This window comes from Kitasatospora sp. NPDC033851 (genome assembly GCF_055576085.1).
The window spans coordinates 106,333-126,836 of the sequence record NZ_JBVIRL010000023.1 but is presented as its reverse complement, the minus strand read 5'-3'; the positions used below and the strand labels follow the sequence as shown (position 1 = coordinate 126,836).

Annotated in this window: 16 protein-coding genes; 11 read left to right on the top strand and 5 right to left on the bottom strand. The window is 72.6% G+C overall.

The features are described 5' to 3' along the window. The first annotated feature begins 203 nt into the window (after positions 1-203). Positions 204-1,151: an IS21 family transposase gene (gene istA / locus ACZ51D_RS33665; RefSeq protein ID WP_465664377.1), complete on the top strand. Its 948-nt coding sequence runs from the start codon at positions 204-206 to the stop codon at positions 1,149-1,151. Between the two features lie 561 nt (positions 1,152-1,712). Next, complete coding sequence (locus ACZ51D_RS33660; RefSeq protein WP_465624724.1) at positions 1,713-2,438, top strand: dienelactone hydrolase family protein; 726 nt, start codon at positions 1,713-1,715, stop codon at positions 2,436-2,438. Between the two features lie 217 nt (positions 2,439-2,655). Here ACZ51D_RS33660 and ACZ51D_RS33655 read toward each other — a convergent pair whose 3' ends face one another. Beyond that, entirely contained in the window at positions 2,656-3,054 is a 399-nt protein-coding gene (locus ACZ51D_RS33655; RefSeq protein WP_465624722.1) for a hypothetical protein, read from the bottom strand. A gap of 161 nt (positions 3,055-3,215) precedes the next feature. On the opposite strand from ACZ51D_RS33655, the gene ACZ51D_RS33650 reads away from it, so the two are divergent. Continuing rightward, positions 3,216-4,565 carry a M48 family metalloprotease gene (locus tag ACZ51D_RS33650; protein ID WP_465664376.1) on the top strand — a complete coding sequence of 450 codons (1,350 nt, stop codon included), beginning with the start codon at positions 3,216-3,218 and terminating at the stop codon, positions 4,563-4,565. A 659-nt stretch (positions 4,566-5,224) separates the two neighbouring features. Here ACZ51D_RS33650 and ACZ51D_RS33645 read toward each other — a convergent pair. Then, the gene (locus ACZ51D_RS33645; RefSeq protein WP_465664375.1) at positions 5,225-5,794 is read right to left on the bottom strand and encodes a hypothetical protein; all 570 of its coding nucleotides are present in this window, start codon (positions 5,792-5,794) and stop codon (positions 5,225-5,227) included. An 11-nt stretch (positions 5,795-5,805) separates the two neighbouring features. Here ACZ51D_RS33645 and ACZ51D_RS33640 point away from each other — a divergent pair, with 11 nt between their 5' ends. After that, on the top strand, positions 5,806-6,801 hold the full coding sequence (locus ACZ51D_RS33640) for a ribosome-inactivating family protein (protein ID WP_465664374.1): 996 nt from the start codon (positions 5,806-5,808) through the stop codon (positions 6,799-6,801). Between the two features lie 281 nt (positions 6,802-7,082). On the opposite strand, the gene ACZ51D_RS33635 is transcribed toward ACZ51D_RS33640, so the two are convergent. Further along, the gene (locus tag ACZ51D_RS33635) at positions 7,083-8,039 is read right to left on the bottom strand and encodes a M56 family metallopeptidase (protein ID WP_465664373.1); all 957 of its coding nucleotides are present in this window, start codon (positions 8,037-8,039) and stop codon (positions 7,083-7,085) included. Positions 8,040-8,049: 10 nt separating this feature from the next. Continuing rightward, a complete protein-coding gene (locus ACZ51D_RS33630; RefSeq protein WP_465624734.1) occupies positions 8,050-8,427 on the bottom strand; it encodes a BlaI/MecI/CopY family transcriptional regulator in 378 nt (125 codons plus the stop codon). Positions 8,428-8,565: 138 nt separating this feature from the next. Between ACZ51D_RS33630 and ACZ51D_RS33625 the strand changes: the two genes are divergently transcribed. From ACZ51D_RS33625 to ACZ51D_RS33615, 3 genes are all read left to right on the top strand, one after another. Then, complete coding sequence (locus ACZ51D_RS33625; protein WP_465664372.1) at positions 8,566-9,345, top strand: ABC transporter ATP-binding protein; 780 nt, start codon at positions 8,566-8,568, stop codon at positions 9,343-9,345. Between the two features lie 6 nt (positions 9,346-9,351). Continuing rightward, complete coding sequence (locus ACZ51D_RS33620; RefSeq protein WP_465664371.1) at positions 9,352-11,904, top strand: ABC transporter permease; 2,553 nt, start codon at positions 9,352-9,354, stop codon at positions 11,902-11,904. A gap of 414 nt (positions 11,905-12,318) precedes the next feature. Further along, positions 12,319-13,014 carry a DUF4241 domain-containing protein gene (locus tag ACZ51D_RS33615; RefSeq protein ID WP_465664370.1) on the top strand — a complete coding sequence of 232 codons (696 nt, stop codon included), beginning with the start codon at positions 12,319-12,321 and terminating at the stop codon, positions 13,012-13,014. 175 nt (positions 13,015-13,189) lie between these two features. On the opposite strand, the gene ACZ51D_RS33610 is transcribed toward ACZ51D_RS33615, so the two are convergent. Continuing rightward, entirely contained in the window at positions 13,190-14,023 is an 834-nt protein-coding gene (locus tag ACZ51D_RS33610; protein WP_465624732.1) for an NAD(P)H-binding protein, read from the bottom strand. Between the two features lie 59 nt (positions 14,024-14,082). Between ACZ51D_RS33610 and ACZ51D_RS33605 the strand changes: the two genes are divergently transcribed. From ACZ51D_RS33605 to ACZ51D_RS33590, 4 genes are all read left to right on the top strand, one after another. Beyond that, entirely contained in the window at positions 14,083-14,688 is a 606-nt protein-coding gene (locus tag ACZ51D_RS33605) for a hypothetical protein (protein ID WP_465624704.1), read from the top strand. 328 nt (positions 14,689-15,016) lie between these two features. Continuing rightward, a complete protein-coding gene (locus tag ACZ51D_RS33600; RefSeq protein ID WP_465624702.1) occupies positions 15,017-15,790 on the top strand; it encodes a hypothetical protein in 774 nt (257 codons plus the stop codon). 73 nt (positions 15,791-15,863) lie between these two features. After that, complete coding sequence (locus ACZ51D_RS33595; RefSeq protein ID WP_465664369.1) at positions 15,864-17,276, top strand: lanthionine synthetase C family protein; 1,413 nt, start codon at positions 15,864-15,866, stop codon at positions 17,274-17,276. Further along, entirely contained in the window at positions 17,273-20,425 is a 3,153-nt protein-coding gene (locus ACZ51D_RS33590) for a lantibiotic dehydratase (protein WP_465664368.1), read from the top strand. The genes ACZ51D_RS33595 and ACZ51D_RS33590 overlap by 4 nt, the downstream gene beginning before the upstream one ends. Positions 20,426-20,504 lie beyond the last annotated feature (79 nt).

Here is a 20,504-nt window from a genome sequence, read left to right as displayed (position 1 = left end):
TACTTCGGTAAACGCAACAAGTTCAGGAATGACCGATGGGTGTTCGGTGCCCCTGGCACCCCTGCCTACGTCACGAAGTTCTCCTGGACTGACATTGTCGGCGACGGGTGAAACGAGGACCACGGACGGCGGATCAAAAGCGGGTCACTGCGTGATCTCTTGATCATCCTGACTTCACTGGTACGGGAGTCAGGAGGAAAGAGGTGATCGGCGTGGAGGACTGGGCCGAGATTCGCCGGCTGCACCGGGCCGAGGGTCTGTCGGCACGGGCCGTGGCCCGGCAACTGGGGATCTCCCGGGGCACCGTGGCACGGGCCCTGGCCTCGGACCGGCCGCCGGTCTACCAGCGCCCTCTGAAGGGATCGGCGGTCGACGTCTTCGAGCCGGCCATCCGCGAGCTGCTGAAGCAGACGCCGACGATGCCGGCCACGGTGATCGCCGAGCGGATCGGCTGGACACGCGGGCTGACCATCCTCAAGGAACGCGTCCGCGAGCTGCGGCCCGCCTACCTTCCCGTGGATCCCGTCTCGCGGACCGTCTACCAGCCAGGCGAGCTCGCCCAGTGCGATCTGTGGTTCCCGCCGACGGACATCCCGCTGGGTTACGGGCAGACGGGACGCCCTCCGGTGCTGGTCATGGTGGCGGGCTATTCACGGATGATCACGGCTCGGATGCTGCCGTCCCGGACCACCGCCGACCTGATCGACGGGCACTGGCGGCTGCTGTCCGGCTGGCAGGCCGTCCCGAAGATGTTGGTCTGGGACAACGAGAGCGGCGTCGGCCAGGGAAAGCTGACCTCGGAGTTCGCGGCCTTCGCCGGCCTGCTCGCGATCAGGATCCGCCTCTGCCGGCCCCGCGACCCGGAGGCGAAAGGCCTGGTGGAGCGGGTGAACGGCTATCTGGAGACCAGCTTCCTGCCCGGCCGCACGTTCGCCGGACCGGGCGACTTCAACACCCAGCTCACGGCATGGCTGCAGATCGCCAACCGTCGACACCACCGCACGATCGGCTGCCGGCCCGCCGAACGCTGGGAAGCCGACCGGGGCGCGATGCTCACCCTGCCCCCGGCGAGGGCGAACAGGACCGTTGACCGGGCCTGGCCGGGTTGGATCCCGAGGTTGATCAGCGTTGGCCGAGACGGCCGGCGCTGATGTGTTGGCCAGGGCGTTGCCCTGGGAAGAGCCAGGGCGTCTGGTCGGCGTGTCCGATCACTGTGTAGGGGCGGCGGGTTGCGATCAGGTCGAGGTCGAGTGCGGCGAGTGGTTCGGGCAGGACGGGTCGGGGCGGTCCCCAGTTGGACGCAGACCTGGCCGTTCGCCTCGCTGAGCTGGTCGACGGTGAGGGTGCTGATCGTGCTGAGCCGTTGCGCGTCGAAGAGCGGGAGTAGTCCGGCGACCCGGTCGGCTGTGGGCAGTGTTGCGTCGGGGAGGAGTCTGCGGGCATCGTCCCACCGGCCTTCGGAGTCGTGGGGGCCGACCGGGCCCGGCCAGCGCTCGGCGCCGAAGGTCAGCCGCTTTGCCAGCCGACGGAAGAACCGGCAGGTCCACCTCCAGCACCGTGGCCAGGGCAGGTGATCCGAAACCGCTGCCGCGGGAACGGGGTTTGTGGCGGATCGTGAGCCATCGCCGCATTTCAGAGGAACGCCCACCGCTGTTCTGCCGGCGGCAGAACAGCGGCCCGATCGGACTCGACGATCACTACAGTCCAGTCGCATGGCGACGATTACCACGCGCACGGTCGAGTACCCGGCCGATGGTCTGACGATGATCGGGCACCTCGCACTCCCGGCCGGAGTCGATCGCCGGCCCGCGGTGCTGCTCGGGCCGGAGGGCATGGGGCTCAGCGACGTCGAGCGCCGCCGAGCCGATGCTCTCGCCGAGCTGGGATACGTAGCGCTGGCCTTCGACCTTCACGGCGGGCGCTATTTGGGTGACCCCGAGGAGATGCTTGCTCGTTGCATGCCGCTGCTCGCCAACCCCGACCGGATGCGGGGCATCGGTCATGCGGCGCTCGACGTGTTGCGCGCCGAGCCGCGGACCGACCCCGACCGGATCGCCGCCATCGGCTACGGCACCGGGGGCGCCGTCGGGCTGGAACTCGGGCGCGACGGCGTCAACCTACGCGCGATCGGAACAGTCAACGCGCTGACCACGGGCCGACCGGGCGAGGCGGCGCGCATTCGCTGCCCGGTGTGGGCCGGGGTCGGGTCGGAAGACCCGATCATGCCGCCCGCGCAACGGGGCGCGTTCACCGCCGAGATGCAGGCCGCGGGCGTCGACTGGCGCCTCGTGGTCTACGGCGGCGCCTTGCACGCCTTCCACCACCCGCCGGTCGACCACCCCGTGGTCCCCGGCGTCGGCTACCACCCACGGCACGCGCAGCGAGCCTGGCACGACGTCGTCGACCTGCTCGCCGAGTGCCTGACCGCAACGGAGTGATCCGGTCGACAACCGCGATTCCGGGCCGCGGACCAGGCCCGTCGACGCCACCGGCTCCGGTGGCCTCACCCTCGACGCGGTCAGCGGCTGGCGGGATCGGCCTGCCGCCCGGGCCCGTGGGGAGGTGCGGGCAGCCGAACGAGGTCCGGCGTATCGGGAGCAAGGCCGGGGTCTCGGGTTCTGCCACGCCAAGGGCAACGGGCGCCATCGCCACAGGTCACGCGGACCGCTCCCAGCTGCCGACTGCCTGATGCCTGATGCCTGATGCCTGATGCCAACGTTCTCGGCTTCGGCCCCCGTTCGATTCCGAACCGGGGCAAACGCCGGTCGGACTTTTGAGTACAGCCCGGTACAGCACGCTGTACATCGTTCCATTGGGCAGCATCAGCCGGGCACTGCCGCACTGAACGACGTGCTTCCAGCGCAACGCGATCCGCACAGCGGTCCGTTCGGGGACCGTGATGCTGAACTCCTCCGCGAACAGGTGTGTACTGCCGATGGCAACGGACAGGGTCCGCTGCAGCTCGGCTTCGACGGCCGCCTTCGCCGACAGCCATACGAGGGTCGCCCCCACCCCGCCGTTCACGGTCTTGCTACGGCTCTCGTCCAGGGTCACGGTGCGCGTCCACTCGCGGCTGGCCTTCAAACTGCGCGTCACGGGGCAGGGCTTGGTCACGACGGGCAGGGGTCACAACGGGCAGGGGTCACGACGGGCATGGTCACGATACGAATAACCCCCCTGCCCACCGGCGCCCCGGCCCGCCATCATGATCAACCGTGTCCACCTACCCCGAGCCGCCCGCCGCGGCGTCCGCCGACAGGCCCGTCCACGGTTCGCCGTGCCCGCGCTGCGTCGCCCCCCTGACCGACGACCCGCGCTTCCTCCTCTGGTGCCCGGCCTGCGGCTGGAACCTCGTGCCCGGCGAGGACGCCGCCCCCGGGCCCACCCGGCGCGAGCGGGCCGCGGTCGCCCGCGCCGACCGGCTCTACGAGGAGCAGGCCGCCGGGGGCGACTCCCCCACCGCCCGCCGGGACTGGCTGCTGGCCTCCGCCGCGGCCGGGGTGGTCCACCTCGTCACCCTCGGCACCTTCGCCCTGGCGCTCTGGCTGCTGATCACCGGGACCGTCGTGCAGCGCTGTGTCGGCGCGGTGGTGCTGGTGATCGCGGTGACCCTGCGGCCGCGGCTCGGCCGGCTGCCGAAGGACGCGGGCGTGCTCGACCGTGCCGGGGCGCCGGCCCTGTACGGGCTGGCCGACCGGGTGGCCGCCGAGGTCGGCGCCCGCCCGGTGGACGTCATCCAGGTCACCGACGAGTTCAACGCCTCGTACGGGCTGGTCGGGCTGCGCCGCCGGTCGGTGCTGCGGCTTGGCCTGCCGCTGTGGGAGGTACTGGACGACCGCGAGCGGACAGCCCTGCTCGGCCACGAGTTCGGCCACCGGGTCAACGGCGACCGCCGGCGCTCGTTCTGGCTGTACAGCGCCGTCTCGGCGCTCTGGGCATGGTACGACATGGCCCGACCGGGCCACGACGGGCCGGGCGTGGGCCGGGACGAGGTCTCGATGCTGGTACGGCTCGGCGCGGTGTTCGGCCGGCTGGTGCTGCGCGGCGTCGCCTGGGTGCTGCACCAGGGGCTGGTGCTGTTCGACCGGCTCACTTCCCGGGCCGGCCAGCAGGCCGAGTACCACTCGGACGTGCTCGCCGCCCGGGTGGCGGGTGGCGAGGCGGCCCGGGGCATGCTCGCGGCGCTGCTGCTGCCCGGCTCGGTGGACACCGCGATCCACCAGATCCGGGCCGAGGAGCGCGGACGGCCCCGGATCGGCCGCGCCCGGAGCCGCCGGACCGAGGACGCGCCCGCGCCGCCCGCGCCGGACCTGCTCTGGGAGCGGGTGCGCGAGCACCTCGCCTCCGTCCCCGCCGTCGAGCGGGAGCGCCTGCTGCGGCTCAGTGCTCGTGACCGGTCCGCCGTGGACGGCTCCCACCCGCCGACCCACCTGCGGATCGCCCTGGCCGCCCGCGCCGGGGACGGGGACCCCGCCGTCACCGTCACCGCCGCCGAGGGCGCCTCGATCGCCGCCGAGCTGGCGCCGCACCGCGCCCGGATCGCCGCCGGGCTGCTGGCCGGCTGACGAGGCGGGCGGGCGGCGGAGCCACCTCCCTGGCCCACCGGGACAACCGTTGCGCACGGCCATAACCGGCCTGGACGGCCCCAACGACTCGGACTGGATCTTCCGTCACGCTATTGAAGCCGGGCGCGAGGACGCCCTGTACGTCGACTACGTGACAGACGAGAACCGGGACGGGTGGTGGACGACACCTGCTACTGGGGACGACCTGGGACCGGTGCTGGTGCATGAAGCCATCGAGGTCGCCCTCGCACTGGACCAGAGTGGAGCGACGTCACGGCGCGGCTTGGACATCGTCGGGGAGGTCTGGGGGCCGATCGAGATCGAGGCCTCCGCCCACTGGGGTGTGATCGAGGAAGCCAACAGGTGCGTCGTCGGCCGCTCGCACGACGCAGGCCTGTGGCGGGGGCGGCACCACAAAACGTCACATTCGGCTAGCACTTCACTCCTGGAACTTCCCGCTCGGGGGACTCGACCTGAAGCGCAACAAGCGTGACGTGGACGACCTGAAGGCCCTTCGTGAAGAGCGCAACGAAGCTGCCCTCGCCCGCGAGGCCGGGTACTGGTAGCGCGGCCGACTCCGGCGGCAACACCGGTTCCGCCGGTCAGTCGGGGGCCGGGAGCGCGGCAAGGGAGCGGTGGGTGCGCGGGTGCGGTCCTACTCAAGGGCCTGGGTCGAGGCGGGTGTTGACGTTGTCGAGGCCGGTGTGGAGACGGTGGACACCGGGCCGATCGCCACCGTCTGGCCGCTGCGGCGGGCCCGGGAGCATGGCGACGAGGCGTTCGGCGGCGGCGGTCTCCGGCTCGGTGTTGAACTCCTTGGCCCACAGTTGGTCGGCCTGCCCGTAGCTGGCGGTGACCGCGTCGGCCAGGGCCCGGCGGGAGGCGTGCTTGAGCTGCGGGCCGTCGGCGATCTCCCCGTCCGGTTCCGGCCGGGTGATGACGGCCAGGGTGCGGCTTGTGCCCGCAGAGGCCGTGTGCGGCCCCCGTGTGGCTTCGAGGTGGCGGAGTTCTCCATCGGCTACGGCGACGCGGACGTGCTGGTTTGGCGGCGTCGTCCACGTGCAGTCAGATGACTGATGTGCGCAGGCGATGCGGTGCAGGAGGGTGGGAGGGCCGATCGGCTGAGGAACGCCGAGGGCGCGGGACGTGCGACGGCCGCGATGTCGGCGGCCGACCGGAGCACGCCCGTCGAGGATCCGCGTCCACCGACGCGGATCCCCCTTGATCAAGGACTAATGACATGCATTTGACACATTCGCGGCGCCCGGCGTTCGGCCGGAACCTGCGGACCAGGCTCACCGCCCTGCTCATTGCCATCGTCGCCGGCGTGGTGACCCTGGTCTCCGGCGCGGGCGCGGCCCGCGCCAACACCGGCGACTACCACGTCGCCCACTGCTGGGTGAACATGAGCGGCGAGTGGCAGAACCCCGGCCAGATCTCCAAGGACTGGGGCACCTTCCTGCAGAGTCTGCGCAACGCCTCCGGGAGCCGCTGGAACGGCGAGACCTACATGACGCAGGGCTCCAACTCGGTGTCGCTGATCCGGGCCGACCTGAACGCCGTCAACGGCGGTGGCCGCCAGATGACGCTGCGGCTCTGGTTCACTCCGGACAACCTGTACCTGCGCGGCTTCACGACGACCCCCGTCGACGCCCGGCCCGGCGACGGGGACATCACCTACGCGTTCAACGACGAGGGGTTCAACCTCGGCCGGACCATGGACGCCCTGCGCAACGGCCCCGACGGCGGACTGCTCCCGCCGGCCACCTACCGCAGCCTGTCCTACGACGGCAGCTACCCGCAGATGGCACGGCCGCAGGCGCAGGGCGGCCCGGGCGTGAACCGTGACGAAACCGGCATGAGCTACAGCTCACTGATGAACTCCGTCTTCCAGCTGGCCTACCTTGCGCGCGGCACCGAGCAGAACGGCGGAAGCCAGTTCCAGGCCACCGCCAGGTCCCTCCTGCGCTTGATCCAGGTGACGGCCGAGGCCGCCCGGCTCCGCGACGTACAGGGCATCGTGATCCAGATGATGGCGAACCACAACATGGCGTACACCATGCCCGCCCGCCAGCAGGAGCTGGAGAACGGCTGGAGCGCGCTCTCCCGGTACGCGGCCGCAGGCCAGAACGGTGGCGGCCTGAACGTCGGCCCGCACGTGCCCCACGTGGAGAACGTCGCCCGCGCCCTGGCGTACCTGGCGCTGGCGCTCGCCCCGACGGTCAAGGGCCGATAACAGGGCGTAGGAGCTCCGCGAACCCACCCCTGGGAGGAAGTCGGCCCGGGCCGGCTTTCCTCCCAGGGGCTTGTTGCTGAGGAGCTTGAACGAGACCGGGACCGGAGCGGGCAGCACTGGATGAGGGCATCGTTCATGGCGATCATCCTGGCCGACGGCCGCACGGTGCACGGCGCCCTGCTCGTCAGCCCGTAGGCGCCGCGTTGGAGGCTCGGCCACGATCGCCGCACGGCCTTCGCCACGACCGCCGCCGGGTGCGCGGTTGGCCGCGCTGCCTTCCCTCAGTGTTGCGAGGCGCCGCGTTTGGCCAGTTCGAGGAGCAGTTCCAGGTCGTGTGCGGCCTCGGCGGCGCACGCGGCGCTGGCCAGCAGCAGTGCGGGGATGCCGGCGAGTGGCAGTGCGCGGCTGCGCAGCGGTGGGGCGAGGAGAGCGGCGACCCGGCGCGGTACGGGGCCCGGTCCGGCTGGGGAGAAGCGGCCCAGGATGCCCAGGGCGGCGGCGGGGATCCAGCGGCGGGTGCGGGTGCGTCGGGTGGCCAGGGCGGCTTTGCCCACGGTGTGGGCGACCTGGCGGCGGTCGCCGATGGCGGTGGCGGCGCTCTCGTCGGCCCAGCGTTCGATGGTGTAGGTGACGGTGTCGGCGAGGGGCCGTAGCAGCGGGTTGGCGGTGGCGGCCAGTTGGGCGACCGCGACGAAGAGGTAGTGGTGGTGGGCCAGGTGGGCTCGCTCGTGGGCGAGCAGGACGTGGTGCTCGTCGGGGTCGAGGGCCGCCAGCATGCCGGTGGAGACGACGATGCGGCCGGGCAGCCCGGGGATGGCGTACGCCTCGGCGGCCGGGTCGTCGACGACGACCAGCTGATCGCGTCCGGGTAGGCAGGCGGCTTCCGCGGCGGCGGCGGCCAGCGTGCGGACTCGGCGCCACAGCAGCACCGCGGTCGCGGTGGTGGCCGTGGCCAGCAGGGCAGCGGCGAGCAGGCCGACCGACAGTGCGGCCGGGTCGTGGTGCTGGGCCGCCTGTGCCGACCAGTGACCCTGCGCCAGCCGGGCGAGAGCGGGGAAGCGGATCAGTGCGGTGATCGCGAGCATGCCCAGGACCAGGCTGCTCGCGGCTGCCAGGGCCACTGCGCCCACGGTCAGCAGCCAGGTGGCCAGGCGGGGCGGGAGTCGTTCGCCCAGCGGCCTGGCCGCCAGGGCGGCCAGCAGCGGGAAGAGCAGCGGCAGGTAGACGGCGACGTACATCGGGGCGGCCCTACTGTCCCGGGTCCAGCAGCTTGCGCAGCAGTTCCTCGTCGTCGTCGGAGAGGTCGTCGACGAAGCGGGTCAGGACGGCTTCGCGATCCGTTCTGCCCTCCAGGACCTGGCGCATCTGGCGGGCGGCGAGTCCGGAGTCGTCGGCGACGGGGACGTAGGCGAAGGTCCGTCCGCGCCGGGTGCGTTCGAGCAGGCCCTTGGCGTGCAGCCGCGACATGGCGGTGACGACGGTGGTGTGGGCGAGATCGCCGCCGAGCACTTCCCTGACCTCGCCGGGGCTCAGCGCCTCGGGGGCGGCGTGCTGCAACGCGCGGAGGACGTCGGCCTCCAGCTCGCCCCTGGCCCGGCCGCCCTTGGGCGGGGTGGGTTCGTCCATGGTCACGGGCCCGGTCACCTCCTGCGCTATCTTCTACGAACTCGTAGAAGTTCTACGTGTTCGTAGAAGCTATCTGCCTGCCCCGAGTCTGCCATGCCCGCAAACGAGTGCGCAGGCCGCGCAGCGAAACCCAGGAGGATGAGCGTGAGCACAGCAACGGCGGTCCCCGCCCCGCACCAGGCCATCGCGGCCCGCGCCGAGAGCCTCACCAAGGCGTACGGCAGCGGGGAGACCTGCGTGGTGGCGTTGGACGCGGTCGAGGTCTCGGTGCAGCGCGGCGAGTTCGTCGCGATCATGGGCCCGTCCGGCTCCGGCAAGTCGACGCTCATGCACTGCCTGGCCGGCCTGGACACCGCGACCGCTGGGCAGATCTGGATCGGCGAGACCGAGGTCACCCGGCTCAAGGACAAGCACCTGACCCAGCTTCGCCGGGACAAGATCGGCTTCATCTTCCAGGCGTTCAACCTGCTCCCGACACTCACCGCACTGGAGAACATCACGCTGCCGATGGACATCGCGAGCCGCAGGCCCGACCCGGCGTGGCTGGACACGGTGATCGACACCGTCGGCCTGCGCGAGCGCCTGGGGCACCGGCCCAGCGAGCTGTCGGGCGGTCAGCAGCAGCGCGTCGCCTGCGCGCGGGCGCTGGCGAGCCGACCGGAGATCATCTTCGCGGACGAGCCGACCGGCAACCTCGACTCCCGCGCCGGCGCCGAGATCCTGGCCTTCCTGCGCCGCAGCGTGGACGACCTCGGGCAGACCATCGTGATGGTCACCCACGACCCGGTCGCCGCCGCCCACGCCGACCGCGTCGTCTTCCTCGCCGACGGCCGGATCGTGGACGAGCTCGCGGAGCCGACGGCCGACTCGGTACTCGACCGGATGCGGCAGTTCGACGGCGCCGGACGCAGGAGCTGACGGACCGTGATCAAGGCAAGTCTGCGCAACTTCCTCGCCCACAAGGGCCGCATGGCCCTGTCCACCCTCGCCGTCCTGCTCGGGGTCGCGTTCGTCTCCGGCACCCTGGTCTTCTCCGACACCATCAACCTCGCGTTCACCGGCATCTCCAGCTCCACCGCCGCCGATGTGACGATCAAGCCCAAGCAGGCGTTCACCCCCGAGATCGAGGACCGCGCCCTGTCCGGCGAGATCCCCACCCTGCCCGCATCCGTCGTGGCCAAGGTCGCCGCCGTCCCGGGTGTGCAGGCCGCACACGGCCAGGTCAGCCTGCAGAACCTCACCGTCGTCGGCAAGGACAACAAGCCGGTCGGCCCCACCACCGGCGCACCCACCCTCGGCCAGAACTGGTACGACAACCCACAGGTCCGCCTCGTCCAGGGCAACGCCCCCACCAAGGCCGGCGAGCTGGTCATCGACCAGGCCAGCGCCCAGCACAAGGGTGTCCACCTCGGGGACGCGCTGCACGTGCTCACCCCGACCGGCTCCACCCCGGCGACCGTCGTCGGCATCGTCACCTTCAGCACCGGCAACCCCGGCGTCACGATGGTCTACGTCGACACCGCCACCGCCCAGCAGGCCCTGCTCGGCAAGCCCGGCCAGTTCACCACCGTCACCGCCGACACCGCCCCCGGCACCACCCACACCACCGCCCAGCAGCGCATCCACGCCGCACTCGGCGACAGCTTCTCCATCGCCACGAAGGAGGAGCAGGCCCAGTCCGCCGCCCAGCAGGTCAGCTCCTTCCTCAGCGTCGTCACCTACGCGCTGCTCGGCTTCGCCGGCCTCGCGGTGCTGGTCGGGATCTTCCTGATCCTCAACACCTTCTCCATGCTGGTCGCCCAGCGCACCCGCGAACTCGGACTGCTCCGCGCGCTCGGGGCCGGGCGCCGCCAGGTCACCCGCTCGGTGCTCACCGAGGCACTCCTGCTCGGCGTCGTCGGCTCGACGCTGGGCCTGGGCGCCGGAATCGGCCTGGCCGCGCTACTGAAGAGCCTGATCAGCAGCTTCGGCGTGGACCTGTCCGGCACCGCACTGGTCATCAACCCGCTCACCCCGGCCGCTGCTTACGGCGTCGGCGTGCTCGTCACGCTGGTCGCCGCCTACCTGCCGGCCCGCCGCGCCGCCCGCATCTCCCCGATGGCCGCCCTGCGCGAGGCCGCCACCCCGCCCGTCGCACCGCTGGGCCGCCGCACGGCCCTGGGCACCGTGCTGTTGCCGGCCGGCCTTGGCCTGCTGTACGGCGCCGCCACCCACCACGCCACACTGATCACAGCCGCCGGCCTGCTCGGCGGCGGCATCGTCGCCTCGCTGGTCGCCCTGGTCGTCCTGGGCGCGCCGCTCTCACGGCTCGTCGTGCACGGCCTCGGCGCCCCGTTCCCGAAGCTGTTCGGCGCGGTCGGCCGCATCAGCCGCCTCAACGCGGTGCGCAACCCGCGCCGCACGGGCGCCACCGCCGGCGCGCTGATGATCAGCCTGTCGCTGGTCGGCGCGATCGCCGTCCTGGCCGCCTCGCTGACCACGTCCATCAACCGCGACGTGGACAACACCTTCGGCGCCGACTACGTGCTGACCGGCAACGGCCAGCAGCCCATCGGCCACGAGGTCACCGCCAAGGTCCACGCGATCCCCGGCGTCCAGGCCGTCACCCGCCGGCGCTACGCCGTCGCCCACCTGGGCGGCTTCCAACTCGTGCTCTCGGGTGTCGATGTCGCCACCGTCGACCGGGCTGTCAAGCCGCAGTACGTCGCCGGTTCCACCGCCGACGTCGCGGCCGGCAAGGTGATGGTCGACGAGACGACCGCGAAGGCCGACGGTCTGCGGATCGGCTCCCCGGTCGAGCTGCACTTCCTCAACGGCAACGTGGGCACCCTCACCGTCGGCGCGATCGCCAAGCCCCCGGCGGGCGCGGGCAAGGACGGCGGCAGCTGGGAGGTCTCCCTGGACACCCTCGGCACGTACGCCCCCGAGGCCCAGGACTTCACCCTTTACCTCAACACCGCACCCGGCGCCGACAAGAAGCAGGTTCAGACCGCCCTCGACACCGCCCTGGCCGGCTACCCACAGGTCACCGTGCAGAGCCAGGCCGACTACAAGAACCAGATCACCGGCCAGGTCAACACCGTCCTCTACCTGGTCTACGCGCTGCTGGCGCTGGCCATCCTGATCGCGGTCCTCGGGGTCATCAACACCCTCGCCCTGTCCGTGGTCGAGCGCACCCGCGAGATCGGCCTGCTCCGCGCCGTCGGCACCTCCCGCCGACAGATCGGCCGGATGATCCGACTGGAGTCGGTGCTGATCGCCGTCCACGGCGCGCTGCTCGGCCTCGCACTCGGGCTCGCGTGGGGCATCGCCGGGCAGAAGGTCCTCACCCTGTACGGGATCACCGCACTCAGCATCCCGTGGACCACCATCCTCGCCGTCCTCGCCGGATCGGCACTCGCCGGCCTGGCAGCGGCGATCCTGCCCGCGATGAAAGCCGCCCGGACCAAGGTCCTGACCGCCATCGCCACCGCATAGACCGGCCCCCGGCCTTCGGCCGGGAGGTACCCCCAGGACGGCGGCGCGGAACCCCCCGGACCCGCGCCGCCGCCCGGCATACCGCCTTTGCGTCCTCCGGTACGGTGCCGAGGACTCGTGCCCCGCCCCGTCCTCCTCGGCGGACTGATCGCCTTCGCCGTCGCCTCGGCCGGACCATGGGCGCCGCCGAACTCCCGCAGCTCCAGCAGCGAGCCCTCCTTCCCGCCGACCGAACCCCTGGCACGACCAGCACAGGCGCAGCGAGGCGTTCGCCGTGCGGGCAGTCGGCTCGGGAAGGAGGCCTTGCGGCCGGCCCCGGACACCTCCGCGCAGTCTGCGGCACCGGAGTTGTCTGTGGAGGTGCGTATCGTCCGGGGCAGCAGGTGTCACAGAAGTGAGAGGGAAGAGGCGGGGATGGACGAGGTCAGGCCACAGACGCGCGAGTACCTCGACGGACTGTTCACACCGGGCCTGCGGATCGGCGGCGATGCGCACACCCCGTACAGCTGGATCGAGATCGCCGAGGTGCAGGAGGTCGCCGCGATCCGGCTGCCGAGCGGCCGGTTGGTCGTCGACTCGCCCTGGATCGCCGGGCCGCCGCGCGAGCTCGCGTTGCGCGTCCCGCCCGGTGAGTACCCGGTGGACGTCTCCTGGGCCGACTGGCCCCACCTCTCGGACGGCTACTACAACGAGTACCGGGAGTGCGCCGCGACGCGCCTGCGCGTGCGCGACGAGCCGGTGGTCACCTGGGTCCTCGCCCTCGGCGTGGGCGAGGACCCGGCCCTGCGCGCTGCCGGCGCCGGGTTCGCGGCGGAGGAGACCATGGGCTGCTTCGCCGACGCCACCGCCTGGCAACCGCTGACCGAACCCTTCCGCCGCTACCTGACGGACGTGGCCGACGTCGGCTTCGGCTGCCCGGCACCCGGGCGGGACACCGAATCCCTCTGCGAGGACTACTTCGAACTCGCCCGCGACGAGGAACGCCGGGCCGACCTGCTGACCTTCGGCGTCCCGGAAGGCTGGGGCCAGGTCTGGACGGGCCGTGCCCGCGAGGGCGAGATAGCGGTGATCGTCATACCGGGCCCGGTGCCCACCAGCCCGTGGGACTGAGACCGCCTGACGGGGCTTCTTCTCTTCTCCTGCCGCTGCTCGCAGGCGGCGCGGTCGTCCGGGTCGTCCAGGGCGTCGAGCAGGGAGTACCGCGGCACGGCGTCAGCGGCCTGCCACGGGTCGCATCCGGCGGCGCAGCGCCCCGTGGTGGCGTGAGCGGGGGCGATCGCCTGCCTCAACGGAAGGCGTCGGCGTTCTCCGAAGCCCACTGCCGAAACGGGCGGGCCGGGGTTCCGGTGACCTCTGAAACCGTGTCGCGCACCATCAGCAGCTCCTCGTTGACGTCTCCACCTGTGACGTCGAGCACCGCGTCCGCGTTGTCGGACCCGAAGACCGCGGCCATCTGTGAGTGGGCCTGCTGACGGCTGATTTCGGCGAAGGGCACCTCCCGGCCCAGTGTTGCGGCGATGGCCTCGACCTGCTGTCGGGCGCTGACCGGCGCTGGACCGGTCATGGCGTATGTGCGTCCGTGATGGCCGTACTCGGTCAGTGCCACCCGTGCCACGGCCGCGATGTCCGCAGGGTGGATGGTCGGCAGTGCGGTCTCCGCGAACGGCGCACGGACGGTTTCGTGGCCACGGATGGTGGCCGCCCACATCAACGCGTTGGAGGCGAACTGTGTCGGCCGCAGGATCGTCCAGGCCATACCGCTTGCCTTGAGCAGTTGCTCGACCGCCAGGTTCTCGGCGGCGGCGCCGAGGTGCGGGTGGGTCTGGACGGTGATGGAGGACACCAGGACGACGTGCTCCACACCCGCCGCGCGGGCGGCGTCGAGGATGTCGGCGTCCGGGCCCAGGCGCGAGACGAGAAACAGCGAGCGCACCCCTTCCAGCGCGGGCTTCAACGACGCCGGCTCCGCGAAGTCGCCCTCCGCGGCCTCGACACCGTCCGGGAAGACGGCTTGTGCGGCATCCCGGGTAAGCCCTCTCAGCGGCCCGACGCCACGTGTGTGCAGCTCCTTCAGCAGGGCACTGCCGATGTTTCCGGTGGCTCCGGTCACGAGGATCACGAGCGGGTTTCCCTTCGTCAGATGATCAAGTGAGTGACACGCTAGAACCTCAAGCTCGCTTGAAGTCAACAGAACGTCTGGCATCCCCAGTTGGGGGCTGGCGGATCGAGCGGGCCGGCCTGATCCAGGGGGACCGCGGGCACGGAACGATCTACGACCCGCTGGGCCCGGAGGGTGAGGGCTTCCCGATGCGGCCCGGCGGCACGCCCGTCTACCTGCTCTCCCGCGAGGACAACCCCAGGGTGCCGGTAGCGGTCCTGGTGCACCCGGGGGAGACCGTCCCGGTCCGGACGGATGACTGCGGCGACAGTATGGGGACCCCGTCCGGACTGGCCGTGATACACGCGAACTCCAGCAGGACCTGGATCGAACCGGGCACCGGGATGCTCAAGCGCGCCTGGGCCGCCCTGCACGCGCGCGCCGCCGAGGGCGACAGCCGGAGGCTGGACAGACTCCGCAAGAAGCTCCAGGACGCGTCGGTGGACCCGGCCGACTGGCCGGTGGAGCCGGTCGAAGGCGACTTCGCCGACGACTGGCTGATGATCCCGGACGAGGACGGCACCGGCACCGTGCTGGGCATCCTGGCCGACCCGGACGGCTCCAACACCACCGGGTGCCTGGACGCCGACGGCAACACCGTGGCAACCCTGCTCATCCTCAGCTAGCCGGCGCCCGGACAGGCACGGCGCGGGCGACCCTGCGGCCGCACCCCATCCGGCGGCGCCATGGTGGAGCGGTCGCTCATCGCACTCCGATCAGGCCGGGACCGGCGGTGGCCGGGCTTCCGTCGTGACCCTGGGTGCCGGGCGCTGCCGCAGGGATGGCGTTCGAACCCAGGGCATGGTTCGCCCACCGCAACCGGTCGGAGGCCCCGCCGCAACCGCCCGCCGCTCGGCCGGAGGTCACCCTGTGTCATGGAGACCCGTCGAGTTGTCAGGTTGTGGCCCGGGTGAAAGCATGAGAAGGGCCCTCTTCCATCGAGGGAGGTCCACGATGACCACCCCAGCCAACAGCGGCGGATCCGACAACGGCCCAGGCGACAAGCCGGACCGGACCCCGGACCGGACCAAGGACATCCACGGTCCGCAGGATCCGCTGGTCGACAGATTCCGCCCGGACCCGGCCCACGCGCCCGTCCGAGGACTCACCCTCAAAGGCTTCCTCGGCGACAGCGACCGCGAAGGACACCGGCGGCTCTACCTGACGAAGAACCTCGACTACTACGTCGAATTCGCCACCGAGGACGTCATCGACAGCACCGGTATTCCGCCGGACCGGCCTCCTTTCGTCGGAACGGAGGCAACCGAGGTCACGCTGAGGGAAGGAGCCCAGGTCAGCTACACCCACAGCGCCCCGGTCCGCCCGTCGGACGACTTCGACCTCGACGTCCGCCGGATGAGCCGGGCGGGCCCGAGGGGCCCACAGCGCGGCCGAGGGCCAACACCACGGGAGTCACCAGCCGCCCTGGCGCGTCGTGCGGCCGGCCGCTTCGCTCCGCAGGAGGGCTGCACGTGCGGCGCCCCCTGTGGCCAGCAGACAATCGAGTTCGTCTCCTGCGCTTCGTGCGAAGACACCTGCGTCTCGTGCGACGGGACCTGCGACCAGACCTGTCCGCAGTCCTGCAACGGCACCTGTGACGACACCTGCCAGTTCACCTGCGCTCCCACGTGCGCTCCCACGTGCGAGACCTGCTTCACCTGCAACACCTGCGGGGAAACCAGCTGCACCGTGTGCTGTGAATTTCTGACCGGCGTGGCCTGCGGCTGACGGTCGCTCGCCCGGCGTGTCACCGCGCCGGCCGCCTCGCCGTTCGTAGCCGGTCCGCTCCGAGGGAGACCACATGCCGCGACGCGAACTCGCCGATGCGACAAACGCTTTCGGCGCGACAGGCCGTTCCGGTTCGCCGACGGCCGACGGGCGCGCCCCGGAGCCGCGCCCCTGGCGCAGCGTGCTCGACGGCGACCAGCGGGCGGCCGCGCTCGCCGCCGCCGATGCCGCCGCCGAGCGCTGCGTGGATCGCGCCCGCATCTGCGAGGCGCTGGCCGGTGCCGCCCGTCAGACCCGCCTCCCCCGGACGATCGGCTGGGTCTCCCCCGGGGTGGCCGGGGGAGACGCCGGAATCGCGCTACTGTGCGCGTACCTCGACCGGTGTCGGCCGGGCCAGGGGTGGGACGAGACCGGCCACCGCTTCCTCGTCACCGGGCTCGACGGCATCGGGCAGGATCCCGCGCGGATCGGCTCCGGCCTCTACAGCGGGCTCGGCGGCACGGCGTTCGCCGTCGCCGCGCTCAGCCGCGACGGCACGCGCTACCGCCGTGCGCTCGGTGCCCTCGACGACGAACTGGTGCCCCGCGCACAGCTCATGGCCGCGCGGCTCGCCGAGGGCCGCCACGGTCGGCCGGTGAGCGACTTCGACCTGGTCTCCGGGGCGAGCGGACTGGCCGCCGGCCTGCTGCCGCGCGATCCGCACGGCGCGCTCGCCGACCTGCTCGGCGCGCTGGTCCACCTGGCCGCGCCGAACGGCGCGACGCCGCGCTGGGCCACGCCGGAGGACCAGCTCGGGGACCCCGCGACGCGGCCCATCTACCCGTACGGCAACCTCAACTGCGGGCTGGCGCACGGGATTCCCGGCCCCCTGGCGATCCTCGCCCTCGCCCTGCGGGCCGGCCGTGAGGCACCCGGCCAGGCGGCGGCGGTCCGCTACCTGGCCGACTGGCTGACCGCGCACCGCCTCGACGACGCGTGGGGCATCAACTGGCCGTCGGCCATCCCGCTGCCGGCGGCGCCCGGACGACCCCCGCCGCCGGACCCCGGCCCGGCGCGCAGCTCCTGGTGCTACGGCAGCCCCGGGATCGCGCGGGCACTCTGGCACGCCGGCGAGGCCTTGGACGACGGACGGCTGCGCGACGTCGCCGTCGAGGCCATCACCCGCGTGCTGGAGCGGCCCGACACCGCCCGCCAGCTCGCCTCGCCCACGTTCTGCCACGGCGTCGCCGGACTGCTCCAGGTGGTACTGCGCTTCGCCCACGACACCGGCCTGCCGCAGTTCACCGCCGGGGCCGAGCAGTTGGTCGACCAGCTGCTCGATCACTTCGATCCCGACCGTCCGCTCGGGTACGCCGCGGTGGAACCGGCCGGCAACCGGGTGGACTCGCCCGGCCTACTCGACGGAGCCCCCGGCGTGGTCATGGTCCTGCTGGCCGCCGCAACCGACACCGAGCCCACCTGGGACCGGTTCTTCCTGCTGTCATGACGGTCAACGACCCTGAGCACCGCCGCCGCGCGCAGCCGATCTACCGGCCGCTGGACTGGGCGGTGGTGCGGGCACCGCTGCTCCCGGTGGACGCGCTCGCCACCGTCGGCGCGGCCACCGGCGGCGACACCCTGATGCCCGACGCGCCGCAGGTCCGCCTCGCCGTCGAGGTGGCCAGCCGTGACCTCGCCGCCGCCCTGCACCGCACCCGCCCCGACGACCCGGAAGCTCGGCGGGTTCGCCGCAAACTGACGCGCTACCTGATCCGCATGTGCACCAGGCCGACGCCCTTCGGTGTCTTCGCCGGCGTCGGCCTGGCCCGCTGGAGCGACCACACCGATCTGGCGCTCGGGCCGTACCCGCCGCGCACCCGCACCCGGCCGGACATGGCCTGGCTGCTCGGGCTCATCCACCGGCTGGAGGAGGAGCCGGAGATCCGCGCCGGCCTGCGGCTGGTCACCAACGAGGCGGTCGTCCTGCGCGGCGAGCGCGCCCTGCTCCGCGACGCCGAAGCCGACGGCGCGGCGGACACCGTCTCGGTCCGGCTGACCCCGGCCGTACAGCAGGTGCTGGAGACGGCGCGACACCCGGTCGCGGCGGACGACCTGGCGGCCGGGCTCGCCGGGCTGGCGGGCGCGACCCCCGACAAGGCGGCCGGGCTGGTCGAACGGCTGCGGGCCCAGGGCTTCCTCCAGACCGATCTCCGACCGCCCCTCACCAACGGCGACCCCGCCACCCACGTCCGCGAGCGGTTGGCCGCCGTCCCCGGTGCGCGGGAGCTGGCCGCCGGGCTCGACCACCTGTCCCGGGACCTCGCCCGGTGGGACGCCCTCCCGCTCGACGCACGGGTCCGACCCTGGGCTGACCTGCTGGAACGCGCCGACGGGCTGCACCCGGCGGCGCCCGGAGACCCCGTCCTCCAGACCGACCTGGCCCTTCCCCTGGCCGGCCGGGGCCTGAACGCCGAGGTGGCGGCGGAGGCGGCCCGCGCCGCCGAGCTGCTGCTCCGGCTGAGTCCCCTCCCGGCCGGTCCGCCCCGCCTGGAGTCCTACCGGCGGGCGTTCCTGAGCCGTTACGGGGCGGAGCGCCGGGTTCCCCTGCTGGACCTGCTGGACCCGGACGTGGGGCTCGGACCCCCGACCGACTCGTCGGCCCACCAGCGCTCGACCCCGCAGCCGCCGCAGCGCAACCGGCTGCTGCTCGGCCTGGCCCTCGCCGCCAACCGGGAGCACCGCCAGAGCGTCGACCTGACCGACGAGCAGATCGAGGCACTCACCGTGTCCCGGCCCGATCCGGCCGCCTGCCCGCTCTCACTGGAGCTCGCGCTGTTCGTCACCGCCGCTTCGCCCGCCGCCCTGGACGCCGGCGAGTTCCGGCTGGTCGTCGGCCCCAACCTCGGCGCCCCGGCCGCCGGCCGTCACCTCGGCCGGTTCGCCGACCTGCTCGGCCCGGAGGCCCGTACCGCCCTCGACGAGATCGCCCGGGCCGAGCAGGAGGCCAGCCCCGACACGCTCTTCGCCGAGGTCGTCTACCTGCCGCGCCGGGCGCGCTTTGCCAACGTCGCGATCCGGCCGGCGGTCCGGACCCACGAGATCGTGCTCGGCACCGGGCCCGGGGTGCCGCACCGGGACGCCATCCCGCTGCGCGAGCTGGTCGTGGGCCTGCACGAGGGCCGGTTCAGCGTCGAGTGGCCCGCCGCCGCCGCCCGGATCACCGGGGTGCAGGGCCACATGCTCAACAGCATGGGCGCACCCGCCCCGGTCCGCTTCCTGCTGGACGCCGCCGCCGACGGGCGCTGCCAGCCCTCGCTGTTCTCCTGGGGCCCGGCGAACGGCTTCCCGTTCCTGCCCCGGGTCCAGTACGGCCGCACCGTGCTCGCCCTCGCGCAGTGGCGGCTCGACGCGGCCGACCTGCCCACCGGCGCGGGCGAGGAGTTCGCGGCCGCGCTGTCGGCCTGGCGGCAGCGGTGGGCCGTCCCGCACCTGGTCTACCTGTGCGTCGGCGACAACCGCCTGCTGCTCGACCTCGCCGACCGCGACCAGGTCGAGGTGGCGCGCGAGGAACTGCGGGCCCTGCGCGGCACGCAGGCGCTGCAGTTCCAGGAGGCGTTGCCGCAGCCGCAGGACGCCTGGCTGCCCGGGCCGGACGGCCGCCACATCTGCGAGCTCGTCGTTCCGCTGGTGCGCGCGCGGGCCGCGGCCGTGGATCCGGCAGGGCTCGACGGGCACCCGGCTGGGCTCGACGGGCACCCGGCTGGTCACGCGCACGCGGCCGCCGCGGTGACGTCGGCCGCCGACACCGTGGCGGCGGGCACCCGGTTCCGGCCGCCCGGAAGTGACTGGCTGTACCTCAAGCTCTACGGCAGCCCCTGGCAGCAGGACGAGCTGATCGCGGGACCGCTGCGCACCTTCGCCGAGTTCGCCACCGCCGCCGGACTGGCCGACAACTGGTTCTTCATCCGCTACTCGGACACGGACAGCCACCTGCGGATCCGCTTCCACGGCGAGCGGTCCGCCCTGCTCGGCCCGCTGATGGACCAGGCCTGCCGCTGGGCGGAAGACCTGCTGGCGACCGGGGCCGCCACCAGGCTCGCCTTCGACACCTACGAGCGGGAGGTCGAACGCTATGGCGGCAACGACGGGGTACGGGTGGCCGAGGAGGTCTTCGGCGCGGACAGCACCTCGGTCGCCTGGCTGCTCCAGGCGGGCGAGGAGGATGAAATCCCGCTCGACCGCACGGCGTTGGCGGTGAGCAGCGTCGACGACCTGCTCGACACCCTGGGCCTGTCCGAGCCGGAACGGCTGGCGTTCCTGCGCGGCGCCGCCGAGACCACCCGCGAGGGCGGCGACGAGTACCGGCGCCGCGGCAACGACCTGCGCCTGGCCCTCGCCGGTCCGGACCGGCCCGACACCGAGGTCCTGCGCCTGCTGCTGGCGCAGCGCCGCGCCGCCCTCGCCCCAGCGGCCGCCCTGCTCGCCGCACTGCGCCAGGACGGCAGGCTGCGGCGCAGCCACGGCGCGCTGTGCCGCAGCTACGTCCACATGCACCTCAACCGGCTCGGCCTGGGCCCGGCGGGCGACGGCGAAGGGCTGGTCCTCGAACTGCTGCGCCGCACCCGCGAGGGCCTGGCCAAAGCACCCGTCACTTGACGGCCGGGCGGCCGCCGCAGGTCGGTTCCCGGTGCGTGCCGCGTCGCGCAGCCTGGCTTCCGGCCGTTGGTGCTCGGCT

What these genes read in the sequence shown, in the direction of transcription:
- ACZ51D_RS33660 (WP_465624724.1), top strand. Translation starts at nt 1,713, where the DNA reads ATGGCGACGATTACCACGCGCACGGTCGAGTACCCGGCCGATGGTCTG.
- ACZ51D_RS33640 (WP_465664374.1), top strand. Translation starts at nt 5,806, where the DNA reads ATGCATTTGACACATTCGCGGCGCCCGGCGTTCGGCCGGAACCTGCGG.
- ACZ51D_RS33635 (WP_465664373.1), bottom strand. Translation starts at nt 8,039, where the DNA reads ATGTACGTCGCCGTCTACCTGCCGCTGCTCTTCCCGCTGCTGGCCGCC.
- ACZ51D_RS33630 (WP_465624734.1), bottom strand. Translation starts at nt 8,427, where the DNA reads ATGGACGAACCCACCCCGCCCAAGGGCGGCCGGGCCAGGGGCGAGCTG.
- ACZ51D_RS33625 (WP_465664372.1), top strand. Translation starts at nt 8,566, where the DNA reads ATGAGCGTGAGCACAGCAACGGCGGTCCCCGCCCCGCACCAGGCCATC.
- ACZ51D_RS33615 (WP_465664370.1), top strand. Translation starts at nt 12,319, where the DNA reads ATGGACGAGGTCAGGCCACAGACGCGCGAGTACCTCGACGGACTGTTC.
- ACZ51D_RS33600 (WP_465624702.1), top strand. Translation starts at nt 15,017, where the DNA reads ATGACCACCCCAGCCAACAGCGGCGGATCCGACAACGGCCCAGGCGAC.
- ACZ51D_RS33595 (WP_465664369.1), top strand. Translation starts at nt 15,864, where the DNA reads ATGCCGCGACGCGAACTCGCCGATGCGACAAACGCTTTCGGCGCGACA.
- ACZ51D_RS33590 (WP_465664368.1), top strand. Translation starts at nt 17,273, where the DNA reads ATGACGGTCAACGACCCTGAGCACCGCCGCCGCGCGCAGCCGATCTAC.